General features: G+C 69.5%; 9 protein-coding genes. 5 read left to right on the top strand and 4 right to left on the bottom strand.

Features of this window, described 5'->3' with window-relative positions; translation table 11 throughout:
• Window positions 1–88 precede the first annotated feature (88 nt).
• Window positions 89–580, bottom strand: coding sequence for a beta-class carbonic anhydrase (locus G6N14_RS03785; RefSeq protein WP_085133748.1), 492 nt, complete (start codon window positions 578–580; stop codon window positions 89–91).
• Between the two features lie 182 nt (window positions 581–762).
• Between G6N14_RS03785 and G6N14_RS03780 the strand changes: the two genes are divergently transcribed.
• Genes G6N14_RS03780 through G6N14_RS03765 form a run of 4 tightly spaced genes read left to right on the top strand, consistent with a single transcriptional unit; the run spans window position 763 to window position 6,207 of the window.
• On the top strand, window positions 763–1,740 hold the full coding sequence (locus G6N14_RS03780; protein ID WP_085133747.1) for an oligopeptide ABC transporter permease OppB: 978 nt from the start codon (window positions 763–765) through the stop codon (window positions 1,738–1,740).
• A gap of 38 nt (window positions 1,741–1,778) precedes the next feature.
• Window positions 1,779–2,657, top strand: coding sequence for an oligopeptide ABC transporter permease OppC (locus G6N14_RS03775; protein ID WP_109559639.1), 879 nt, complete (start codon window positions 1,779–1,781; stop codon window positions 2,655–2,657).
• Window positions 2,654–4,486, top strand: coding sequence for an oligopeptide ABC transporter ATP-binding protein OppD (locus tag G6N14_RS03770; protein ID WP_085133745.1), 1,833 nt, complete (start codon window positions 2,654–2,656; stop codon window positions 4,484–4,486). Before G6N14_RS03775 ends, G6N14_RS03770 begins: the two co-directional genes overlap by 4 nt.
• A complete protein-coding gene (locus tag G6N14_RS03765) occupies window positions 4,483–6,207 on the top strand; it encodes an oligopeptide ABC transporter substrate-binding protein OppA (RefSeq protein WP_234808753.1) in 1,725 nt (574 codons plus the stop codon). The genes G6N14_RS03770 and G6N14_RS03765 overlap by 4 nt, the downstream gene beginning before the upstream one ends.
• Window positions 6,208–6,322: 115 nt before the next feature.
• Here G6N14_RS03765 and G6N14_RS03760 read toward each other — a convergent pair whose 3' ends face one another.
• Together G6N14_RS03760 and G6N14_RS03755 are read right to left on the bottom strand one after the other, a co-directional pair.
• On the bottom strand, window positions 6,323–8,938 hold the full coding sequence (locus G6N14_RS03760) for an AAA family ATPase (RefSeq protein WP_085133744.1): 2,616 nt from the start codon (window positions 8,936–8,938) through the stop codon (window positions 6,323–6,325).
• Window positions 8,935–10,080, bottom strand: coding sequence for a metallophosphoesterase family protein (locus G6N14_RS03755; protein WP_085133743.1), 1,146 nt, complete (start codon window positions 10,078–10,080; stop codon window positions 8,935–8,937). The genes G6N14_RS03760 and G6N14_RS03755 overlap by 4 nt, the downstream gene beginning before the upstream one ends.
• A gap of 173 nt (window positions 10,081–10,253) precedes the next feature.
• Between G6N14_RS03755 and G6N14_RS03750 the strand changes: the two genes are divergently transcribed.
• The gene (locus G6N14_RS03750; RefSeq protein WP_179960803.1) at window positions 10,254–10,754 is read left to right on the top strand and encodes a SixA phosphatase family protein; all 501 of its coding nucleotides are present in this window, start codon (window positions 10,254–10,256) and stop codon (window positions 10,752–10,754) included.
• Window positions 10,755–10,764: 10 nt separating this feature from the next.
• Here G6N14_RS03750 and G6N14_RS03745 read toward each other — a convergent pair whose 3' ends face one another.
• Window positions 10,765–11,940, bottom strand: a complete 1,176-nt coding sequence (locus tag G6N14_RS03745; protein ID WP_085133741.1) for an acyl-CoA dehydrogenase family protein — start codon at window positions 11,938–11,940, stop codon at window positions 10,765–10,767.
• Window positions 11,941–11,962 lie beyond the last annotated feature (22 nt).

Raw genomic sequence — 11,962 nt, 5'->3', positions numbered from 1 at the left:
GCACGATGCGGGACCCGCTGCCTTGCGACAGGGGCCCCGCACCGCGTTGTACCAGGCCTCACCCACCCCCCAGGGGCAGGTGCGGGAATTACAGGGTGACTTCGTCGAGCTTGCCGGTGGCGACGTCGAACACGAACCCGCGCAGCGACGTGGTGGCGGTGATGAAAGGACTGGCCTGGATCCGCCGCAGCGACTGGCGGACGTCCTCCGTGGCGTCCGGGAACGCCTCTGCCGACCAGGTCGGGCGGATGCCGGTCTCCTCCAGGATGGACCGCTTGAAGTCGTCGTCGGTGAACGTCAGCATCCCGCAGTCGGTGTGGTGGATCAGGATGATCTCCCGGGTGCCCAGCAGCCGCTGGCTGATCGCCAGCGAGCGGATCGCGTCGTCGGAGACCACGCCACCGGCATTGCGGATGGTGTGCGCCTCGCCCTCATTGAGTCCCAGCACGCGGTAGACGTCCAGGCGAGCGTCCATGCAGGCGACGATCGCGACGTGCTTGCTCGGCGGCATGGGCAGCGGGCCCGTGAAGGTCTTCGCGTATTCCGCATTGTTGGCCAGGTACTCGTCGGTGACGGTCACAGGTTCTCTCTTTCTGTCGGATTAGTGGTGCCGAGTCGTGCGGAGCCTAGTGAAGGTTCTCGGGGATTTCACGGGTAAAAATCAGCCGAGTTTCTTTCCCGGTCGCCCCGACCACAGACACGAGCGCAGATCGGCATGGCGCATCCGGCGCGGTCGCGCCGCGGCCCTCTACCCTGTGGGCCATGACGCGGTTTCTGGCCGGGCGGGCGCTGAACTATCTGGTGCTGCTGGGCCTGGCTTCGTTTCTGACGTTCTGCCTGACGTCTTTGGCCTTCGCGCCGTTGGACAGCCTCATGCAGCGCAACCCGCGGCCGCCGCAGGCCGTGATCGACGCCAAAGCCGCCGAGCTCGGCTTGGACAAGCCGATTCCGTTGCGTTACGCGCACTGGGCCTCGCACGCCGTGCGCGGCGACTTCGGTGTCACCGTCACCGGCCAGCCGGTTTCGGGGGAACTGGGCCGACGCGTCGGGGTCAGCCTGCGCCTGCTGGTGGTCGGCTCGCTGGCCGGCACGGCGATCGGCGTGGTGGCCGGCGCGTGGGGGGCGGTACGCCAGTACCGGCTGTCGGACCGCGTCATCACCCTGGCGGCGCTGCTGATCCTCTCGGTGCCCACCTTCGTACTGGCCAACCTGGTGATTTTGAGCGCGCTGCGGGTGAACTGGGCGCTGGGCGCCCAGCTGTTCGACTACACCGGGGAGACCTCCCCGGGCCTGGTGACCGGGTTCTGGCCGGGGCTGGCCGATCGACTGCAACATCTGGTGCTGCCGTCGCTCACCCTGGCGCTGGGCGCGGCCGCCAGCTTCAGCCGCTATCAGCGCAACGCGATGCTCGACGTGCTGGGCCAGGACTTCATCCGCACGGCGCGGGCCAAGGGGCTGACCCGCCGGCGCGCCCTGTTCAAACACGGGCTGCGCACCGCGCTCATCCCGATGGCGACGCTGTTCGCCTACGGGGTGGCCGGCCTGGTCACCGGCGCGGTGTTCGTCGAGAAGATCTTCGGCTGGCACGGCATGGGCGAGTGGGTGGTGCAGGGCGTGGCCACCCAGGACACCAATATCGTCGCGGCCATCACGGTGTTCTCCGGCGCGGTGGTGCTGCTGGCCGGGTTACTCTCCGACGTCATCTACGCCCTTCTCGACCCCCGGGTGCGGGTGTCATGAGCCGCGTCGCCGAGGGCCGCCGTGAGGGGGCGGCGCCGATGACCCAGATCGAGTTCGCCTCACGGCGCACGCTGGTGCTGCGCCGGTTCCTGCGCAGCCGCAGTGCGGTCGGCGCGCTGGCGCTGCTGGCGGTGATGTTCGTGGGCTGCTACACGTTGCCGGGTCTGCTGCCCTACTCCTACACCGACCTGGACTACGACGCCCTGCTGGTTCCCCCGGGGGCCCGTCACTGGCTGGGTACCAACGCGCTCGGGCAGGATCTGTTGGCGCAGATCCTGCGGGGCATGCAGAAGTCGATGCTGATCGGGGTGTGCGTGGCGCTGATCTCCACGGTGATCGCCGCGACGGTGGGGGCGATCTCGGGATATTTCGGCGGCTGGCGCGACCGCGTACTGATGTGGCTGGTGGACCTGCTGCTGGTGGTTCCGGCATTCATCCTGATCGCGATCATCACCCCGCGCACCAAGAACAGCGGCAACATCGCCCTGCTGGTGCTGCTGCTGGCCGGGTTCAGCTGGATGATCAGCGCCCGCATGGTGCGCGGACTCACCATGAGCCTGCGGGAACGCGAATTCATCCGGGCCGCAAGATATATGGGTGTCTCCAGCCGGCGCATCATCACCGACCACGTGGTGCCCAACGTGGCGTCCATTCTCATCATCGACACCGCACTCAACGTCGCGGTGGCGATCCTGGCCGAAACCGGCCTGAGCTATCTGGGTTTCGGCATCCAACCACCCGATGTGTCGCTGGGCACCCTGATCGCCGACGGCACCGCCTCAGCCATCACGTTCCCGTGGGTGTTCCTGTTCCCGGCCGGCGTGCTGATCACCATCCTGGTGTGCGCCAACCTCGCCGGCGACGGCCTGCGCGACGCCCTGGACCCCGATGCCGCGACGCTGCGGGGCCGCCGATGAGCGCCCTGCTGGAAGTCGCCGACCTGGCCGTGACATTCGGCACCGGAACAGACGCGGTGCGCGCGGTGCGCGGAATCAGTTACCACGTGAACGCCGGCGAAGTGGTGGCGATGGTCGGCGAATCGGGCTCGGGGAAGTCCGCGGCGGCGATGGCCGTGATGGGACTTCTCCCGGAGTACGCGCAGGTGTCCGGTTCGGTTCGGCTACACGGCACGCAGCTGATCGGGCTGGGCGACACCGCAATGTCGAAGTTTCGCGGCACCTCGATCGGCATGGTGTTCCAGGATCCGATGTCGGCGCTCACCCCGGTGTACACGGTGGGCGACCAGATCGCCGAGGCCATCGAGGTACACCAACCGCAGGTGGGTCGCGCCGCGGCGCGGCGCCGTGCGGTCGAGCTGCTGGAGCTGGTGGGGATCGCCCGCCCGGAGCAGCGGGCGCGGGCGTTTCCGCACGAACTGTCCGGCGGCGAACGCCAGCGCGTGGTGATCGCCATCGCGATCTCCTGCGACCCGGACCTGCTCATCTGCGACGAGCCCACCACCGCCCTGGACGTGACCGTGCAGGCACAGATCCTGGATGTCCTGCGGACGGCTCGAGACGCGACCGGCGCGGGGGTGCTGATCATCACCCACGACCTGGGCGTGGTCGCCGAATTCGCCGACCGGGCACTGGTGATGTACGCCGGGAAGGTGGTGGAGTCTGCGCCGGTGAAGGTTCTCTACTCCGACCGGCGGATGCCGTACACGGTGGGACTGTTGGGTTCGGTGCCGCGCCTCGACGCGTCCCAGGGCACCCGGCTGGTGCCCATCCCCGGAGCGCCACCGTCGTTGACGGCCGGCATCGAGGCGGGTTGTCCGTTCGCCCCGCGCTGCCCCTTGGCCGCCGCCGACTGCCTGCAGGCCGAGCCGGCACTGCTGCCCGTCGGGGCCGACCATTCGGCGGCGTGCATCCACACCGACCAAGTCACCGGGCGCAGCGCCGCCGACATCTACCGGGTGCGCACCGAGGTGGCCACCGAGCCCACCGGCGAATCCCCCACCGTGCTGCGAGTCCGTGATCTGGTCAAGACCTACCCGCTGACCAAGGGGCTGCTGCGGCGCCGGGCCGGCGAGGTACGCGCCGTCTCCGGCGTGAGCTTCGAGTTGCGGCAAGGCCGCACCCTGGCGATCGTCGGCGAATCCGGCTCGGGCAAATCCACCACCTTGCACCAGGTTCTGGAACTGGCCGCGCCGCAGTCCGGTTCGATCGAGGTGCTCGGCAGCGATGTCGCGACGTTGACCCGTGACGGCCGTCGCGCTCTGCGGAAAGACCTGCAGGTGGTGTTCCAAGACCCGGTGGCCTCCCTGGATCCACGCCTGCCGGTGTTCGACCTGCTGGCCGAACCGCTGCGCGCCAATGGTTTCGACAAGGCCGCGATCCATGCCCGGGTGGCCGAGCTGCTGGAGCTGGTGGGGCTGCGCCGCGGCGACGCGCTGCGCTACCCCTCGGAATTCTCCGGCGGGCAGAAGCAGCGGATCGGCATCGCCCGGGCGCTGGCGTTACGACCGAAGATCCTGGCGCTCGACGAGCCGGTGTCGGCTCTCGACGTGTCCATTCAGGCCGGGATCATCAACCTGCTGCTGGATCTGCAGCAGCAATTCGGACTGTCATACCTGTTTGTCTCGCATGACCTCTCGGTGGTCAAGCACCTGGCCCACAGCGTGGCCGTGATGCTCGCCGGGGAGATCGTCGAGCAGGGCGAGGCGGACCAGGTTTTCGGCAACCCGCAGCACGAATACACCCGGCAGCTGCTGGCCGCCGTACCGCAGCCGGTGGTGACCTCATGACCCCCACGTTGACTCTGCGCTCACCACGACGTTGTGCGAGAAGGGCGCCTGGTGGGCGCAGAGTCAATCGGGTGGTAGCCGCACTGTGGGCGACCGGCCTGGTGCTCAGCGGCTGCTCGGCCGTCGACATCACCGCCCCGGAAGGCACCGCCGCCGTCGGCACCGCCAGCGACATCAATCCGCAGGACCCCGCCAGACTGCGCGACGGCGGCAACCTCCGGCTGTCGATGACCCAGTTCCCGCCGAACTTCAACCCGCTGCACATCGACGGAAACCTGGCCGAGAACGCCGCCATGCTCAAGGCCACCATGCCGCGGGCATTCATCATCGGGCCGGACGGCTCGGCGACCGTGGACACCGACTACTTCACCAGCGTGGAGCTGACCGGCACCAACCCCCAGGTAGTCACCTACACCATCAACCCGAGAGCGGTGTGGAGTGATGGGACACCGCTGAGCTGGAAGGACATCGCCAGCCAGATCCATGCCACCAGCGGCGCCGACAGCCGGTACGCGATCGCGACCACCAACGGCGCCGAACGCGTCGCCTCGGTGACCCGCGGCGTCGACGACCGGCAGGCCGTGATGCGCTTCGCCAAGCCCTACGCGGAGTGGCGCGGCATGTTCGCGGGCAACTCGATGCTGTTGCCCGCCAGCATGACCGCCGACCCGGAGACCTTCAACAAGGCCCAGCTGAGCAAGCCGGGCCCCTCAGCCGGACCGTTCGTGCTGTCCACTCTGGACCGCACCAGCCAGCGCATCACCTTGACCCGCAACCCCGCCTGGTGGGGCAAGCGCCCGAAGCTGGACACCATCACCTACCTGGTGCTCGACGAGGCGGCCCGGATGCCGGCGCTGCAGAACCACACCGTCGACGCCACCGGGGTGGCCACCCTGGACCAGCTGACCATCGCGCGGCGCACCGAGGGCATCTCGATCCGCCGTGCCCCCACCCCGGCCTGGAATCACTTCACCTTCAACGGTGCGCCCGGCGCCATCCTGGCCGACAAGGCGCTGCGACTGGCGGTCATGCGCGGTATCGACCGGTCCACGATCGCCAAGGTCACCCAGCGCGGCCTGACCGCAGATCCGGTGCCGCTGAACAATCACATCTATGTCGCCGGCCAAGAGGGTTACCAGGACAACAGTGCGGTGGTGGCCTACGACCCGGACCGCGCCGCGCGCGAACTCGACGAACTGGGCTGGCGGCTGAACGGGAAGTTCCGGGAGAAGGAGGGCCGTCCCCTGGTGATCCGGCACCTGTTCTACGACGCGTCGAGCACCCGGCAGTTCGCCCAAGTCGCTCAACACAATCTGGCCCAGATCGGGGTCAAGCTGCAACTGGACGCCAAGGCCGGGGGCGGCTTCTTCACCGACTACGTCAATGTGGGCGACTTCGACATCGCCCAATTCAGCTGGGTCGGTGACGCATTCCCCCTGGCCGGTCTGACGCAGATCTCCGCCTCCTACGGCGAGGCCAACTTCGGCAAGATCGGCAGCCCGGCCATCGACGCCAAGATCGAGGAGACGCTGGAAGCACTCGACCCGGCGGTGGCTCGTGCCCGGGCCAACGAGGTCGACAGCCTGCTGTGGGCCGAGGGGTTCAGCCTGCCGTTGATCCAGACCACCGGCAATGTCGCGGTGCGCAGTTCCCTGGCGAACTTCGGCGCGCCCGGTCTGGCGGATCTGGACTACACCGTGATCGGGTTCATGAAGGACTGAGCCGCAACTTGTCACCCTCCGGGCCGCCGAACGTGTACTGAGTTCGAGAATTCCGCCAATCGTGCGGTCTGGTTACACGTTCGGCGCAGGGGGACTCAGCCGATGGGGGCCGCGGTCAGGCGGTCAGGTCGATGCGGTGGGCGCCGGTCACGCTGGCGTAGCGCTCTGGGCTGCACGTCAACACGATCACCTGACCGTGTGAGCCGACCGCGTCGAACACCGCGCCCATCTTCTCCAGGCGATCCGGGTCGGTGAAGCCGAGCGCGTCGTCGATTACCACCGGGACGCTGTCCTCCTTGGCCACCAGTGCCGCCCCGGCCAGCCGGGTCAGGATGCCCAGCTGCTCCTTGGCGCCGCCGGACAGCGACTCATACGGCACGGTTCGGCCCCGCAGGGTGCGGGCGCAGATCTTCAGGTCGGTGTCGATGTCGACTTCGAAGTCGGAGCCGAAGACGTGCGCGCCCAGCCGCTGAATCTCGGCACGGAACGGCTCGACGTAGCGCCGGCGGGTGTCGTCGCGGTGGCGGAAGATGGTCGACCGCAGCAGTTTGGCGGCCCGCGCTCGGCGGCCGACCCGATCATGTTCGGCCGCAGCGTGTTCGCGGGCGGTCTGCGCCGCGTCGAGCTGACCGCGCCGGCCCTGGGTGCCGAACACGGCGAGCTCGACCTCCACCTCGTGCAGCGCACGGGCGGTCTCGGTGTGCCGGGCACGCAGGTCCTGGGCCGCGGTCTGCGCTGCCGCGAGTTCGGCGTCGATCGCCTCGGGGGCGGCGGCGCCCAACTGTGCGGACAACTCGGTCACGCGCTGCTCGGCGGCGCGCAATGCCTGCTCATTGGCGGCGGCGGTAGCCGCCAGCTCGTCATCGCTGACCGTGCCCCGCTGTGCTGCAAGACGCTGGCTGACCGCCTCCAGCTCAATGTGTTGCGCGGCCATCTTTTCCCGCAACAGCGTCAGCCGCGTGGCGGCCTCCGTGCGCCGCGCCGCAGCTTCCTGGGCGGCTCGGCGCAGGGATTCACAGTCGGCGTCAGCCTGTGCCCGCAGCGCCTCGGCCTCGTCGCGCTCGGCGCGGGCCTGCTCCGAGGTGATCCCAGCGGGGATCTCGCCGCACTGGTCGCGCAGTCGCGTCAGCCGGGTGCGCAACCCCTCGACGTCGTCGTCACCGCGCAACGCGGCCAGGGTGGCGGCCAACTGGCCGCGGCTGCCCTGCAGGTCACGGCGCCGCTGGTCGGCGTGGCGCGCCTGCACCAGGTCGGTCACGCCTGCCGACGCCAGGGCATCGGCAAGTTCAGCTCGTGCCGCAGCATGTTTGACGCCGGCCTCGCGCGCGCTGTCCCCCGGGCGGACACACACCCGCAGCAGGCCGGGCACATCGACCTCCAGGCCGTCGGTGACGGTGGCCGACCAGCTCTGCCCGCCGGCCAGGGGCGTGTGCTCGCCGCCGATCATCAGCTCGATGTCGGCGGCTGCGGTCAGTTCCAGAGTCGCCGAGATCGCGGCCAGTGACGCCTCACTGCGATCGCATGCCGCCGACGCCTCTTCGATCCGGCGCAGCATCGGCTCGGTCACGATGATCTGCGCCAGTTCGGCCGCCACCGCGGCGAGCTGGCCTTCGGTGTCATCAAGGCGGGCGAGTCGGTCGGCGAGCCGGTCTGTCTCGTCGCGAACCGCGAGCTGATCGACGACCCGGCGCGCGCAGACGGCACGCTCGGTGGCGACCAGTACCGCTTGTGCGGCTCCGGCCGCGGCGGTGTCCGCCGCAGCCGCTTCGGCCTCGGCGGTGGCCTGCGCCTTGGCGGCGCCGTCGATCTCGTTGTCCAGCAGTCCGATTGCCGCCGCCCGCGCTTCGAGTTCGTCGCGCTGCCGGCGCCGCTCGGCTTGGGCGCTTTCCGTCGCGGCGCCGGTCGCTTGGGCCGCGGTGGCCACCAACTGCGCATCGCGAAGCCGGCCGCGCAAATCGGCGATGGTGTCGGCGGCCGCCCGCGCCGCGCCGTGCCGGGCGTCCACGGCGGCCTGCTCGGCGGTCAGCCGGGCCAGCTGCTCGGACAGCGTGGCGTGCCGGTGCACCCGGTCGTCGACTTCGGCGAGCAGCTCGGCGCACCGCGCCACCTCGGCGTCGGCATCGGCCAGCGCGGCGATGGCGCCGGCCCACTCGCCGGTGGGACGCCCGGTCGCGGTGAAGTAGCGGGCGTACTCGGCCTCGATCCGCTCGATGAGCAGCGGCTCGGTACCGCTGAGGGTGGCGGTGTCGCCGGCGGCGACGTCCAGCGCCCGAGACAGCGCATCGCAGCCCGACAGGTCCACCGCCGCGGTGGCGGACGCCTGCAGCACCCGCTGGGCCTGCCACAGGCCGGTGTCCATGGTCTCGGCCAGCATGGTGCGTACCCGGTCGTGCGCCTCGTCGCCGGTGAGCTGCTCGCGGCGCGGCTCCAGGATGGTCAGTTGGGTCTGGGGCGCCTTGTGGAACCGCTTGTGATAGACGAAACGGTAAGGACCGGTGCTGATTTCGGCGGTGACTTCGGCCCCCACGTCGGCATGGGTGGGCTTGACCTGTTTGACGTCCTTCTTGGCCGAGCGGTCCTTGGCCTCCAGCAACAGGTCCAGCGCCTCGATCATCGAGGACTTGCCGATCTCGTTGGCGCCGCACACCACCACCACGCCCTGGTCGGGAAAGTCGATCTCCCGATGTGCCACGCCGCGATAGTTGTTCAGGACCAGCCGGTGCAGTCTCATGCCACGCCCCGGTCGACCAGGCGCAGCAACAGCGCCAACGCGGCATGGGCGTCGTCGGCGGCCCCGGTGTCGCTGCCACGGGCGGCGGCGACCAGTTCCTCGACCGCGTCGGCGGCGAACCCGCCGATTCCCAGGTCGGAGAATTCGCCGTCGGCGGGCACCACCACCAGGTGGGTGTGGCGCTTCCAGGTGCCCAGCCAGGCGAACAGGCGCGAGTAACGGTCCAGGCAGACGTCGAGAGCGGCCCGGTCGGTGACGCTGAGCGACCCCGTCAGGGCCAGCTGGACGACCGTGCGCTCCTTGTCCGGCAGCTGGTCAAGGTTGATGTCGAGGTCGGTGACGTCGCGCCCGGTGTCGAGCTGGCGGTGCAGTGTCAGAAACCGCCACCGGCCGACGTGGCGGGAGTCGACATGCACGCTGCCGTCCGCCTCGTCGATGTCGACCACCAGCACATGACCGGGATCGGATTCGATGTCGTCGAAATTGGTCACTTCCGGGGAACCCGAGTACCAGATTCGGCCCGTTGTTCCCACCTGGGTGCGGGAGTGCTTGTCTCCCAATGCGACGTAGTGGATGGCGCCGCGCGACAAGGCGTCCTGCAGGCCCGCCAGCCCGATCAGCGCCGGATTGCCGGGGTCGGGGTCCAATGCGTCGACGCCGCCGTGGGCGACCAGGATGCGGACGGTGCCGTCGGCGGGGAGCCCCTCGAGCACGGCGGCGGTCAGGTCGGTGGTGGGACGCTTGGACCGCCATGGTGCAGCGACGATCTCCAGGCCGGGGCGCACCTGGTGCACGCCGGCGGTGTCGAGCACCACCACGTTGTCGGGGCACTCGGCGGTGAACAAGGCGCTGGTGTACACCGACGCGGCATCGAGTGGATCGTGGTTTCCCGGCAGCAGGTAGACCGGGATCCCGATGGTGCGCATGGCCTCCAGCGACTGACTGATGACCTCGGGAGCCAGCTGGTTGTCCTCGAACACATCGCCGGCGACGACCACGAACTCCGCACCGGTCTCCTTCGCCAGCGCCCCCAGCCCGGCCACCGCGTCGCGCCGGGCCGCCGAGTAGCGGGGCTGGGCGTCGCCGGCAAGAAAGTGCCGGGTCATGCCGAGCTGCCAATCGGCGGTGTGCACGAAGCGCATGTCCGTCCTGTCCCTTTCCGCCGGTCCGTCAGCCGGGCATCGCGAGTGTATGGCCGGTCACCGACAAGCTCGCGGACCTCGCTCGGCAGGTCCGCAAGCCCGCGGCACGGTCAGAACACATGCGTCACATCCAGCACTTCTGCACCGGCAGGCGAGCCCCTACGCTGGAACGGGTGAGTACTCAGCGCTCCCTGATTCTGTTGCGGCACGCCAAGTCGGACTATCCACCCGGGGCAACCGACCATGAGCGTCCGTTGGCGCCGCGCGGGATCCGGGAGGCCGGGCTGGCCGGGGACTGGCTGCGGGCCCATGCGCCGGCCGTCGATGCGGTGCTGTGTTCGACCGCCACCCGCACCCGGCAGACCTATGCGCGGACCGCGCTGGCCGCGCCGGTGCGCTATGTCGACGATCTCTACGACGCGGCGCCCGGAACCGTGCTCGCGACGATCAACACCGTCGGCGACGACGTCGGCACCCTGCTGGTAATCGGTCACGAGCCGGCGATGTCGCGCGTCGCGCTGGGACTGGCCGGATCCGGCACCGATGCCGCCGTCGCGCAACGGATCTCGGAGAAGTATCCGACCTCGGGTATCGCCGTCCTCCAAGTCGGCGGCAGCTGGGCGGACGTACAGCTGGGATCGGCCGCCCTGGTCGGTTTTCACGTCCCGCGGTAGGGACGCCCGGTCAGATCATCGCCCGCAACGCCGGCGACGGCTCGACGCCCATGGCCGTCAGGGCGCTGGAGTGATAGATGGTCCCCGGGGTCTGGATGGCGTGCCCCAGGCCGACGTGGGCGTCACGCCAGAACCGCTGTAACGGGTTGTTGCGGCGCGCGGCGTTGCCCCCGGAGCGGGCGAAGATCGCGTCCGCGGCGGCCACCGCCCGCCAAGCACAGCGAATTTGGTTGCGCCGCACCAGCGAACGGTCCTCAAAACTGATCTCGCGCCCGGCGTCGGCGAGGTCGTACATGCGGCTGATGCCGTCGAGGAGCTGCAACCGCGAGGCCGCGATCTCCGCGGCGGCTTCCGAGATCGCGTACAGCACGTACGGGTCGTCTTTGATCTTGGTGCCGGTGGCGGCCACCCGGTCGCGCTGATAGTCCAAGTGGGCCGCCAGCGCGCCCTCGGTGATCCCGATGAGCGCTGCGGTGATCCCGAGCGGGAACATCGTCCAGAACGGCAGCTTGTAGAGCGTCTCGGTGCGTCCGGCCGCCTCGGCGGCGGGCGCGCCGGAGGCGACGTGCTCGAAGTCGATGGTGCGGTAGCCGGGGATGAAGGCGCCGTCGACGATGATGTCTTTGCTGCCGGTTCCCGACAGGCCGATCACGTCCCAGGAGTCCTCGACGATCGTGTAGTCGGCGCGCGGCAAGACGACGTGCAGCACCCGCGGGGGCACACCGTCGGCGCCACCGACCCGTGCGCCCAGGAAGATCCAGTCGCAGTGATCGGTGCCCGAGGAGAAGTTCCACCGGCCAGTCAACCGATAGCCGCCGTCGACGGGTGTCGCGACACCCTGCGCGGCATACGGGGAGGCGATCCAGGTGTCGGGATCGTCGGCCCAGATCTCGGCCTGCAGCCGACGGTCCATCAGCGCCATCTCCCAGGGGTGCACTCCCCCGACACCGCACACCCAGCCGGTGGAGCCGCAGTGCTTCGCCACCGCCATAACCGTCTCGGCGAAATCGCGCGGGTGGGCAGCATAGCCGCCGAAGTCCGTCGGCTGCAGCATCCGCATCACGCCGGCTTCGCGGATCAGCGACACCGACTGATCCGAGAGCTTGCCCAGCCGCTCGCTGTCTTCGGCGGTGGCCGCCAGCTGGGCGGCGATCTGCTCGACGCGTTCGAGGACTTCGTGGGCCATGACCGGCACCTCCTGCTCGCAG

Origin of the sequence: Mycolicibacter hiberniae (assembly GCF_010729485.1) — a bacterium.
In the GTDB taxonomy this organism is placed as follows: Bacteria; Actinomycetota; Actinomycetes; order Mycobacteriales; family Mycobacteriaceae; genus Mycobacterium; species Mycobacterium hiberniae.
Note: the sequence above shows the minus strand (reverse complement) of the source record. Positions and strands in the feature narration are given on the sequence as shown.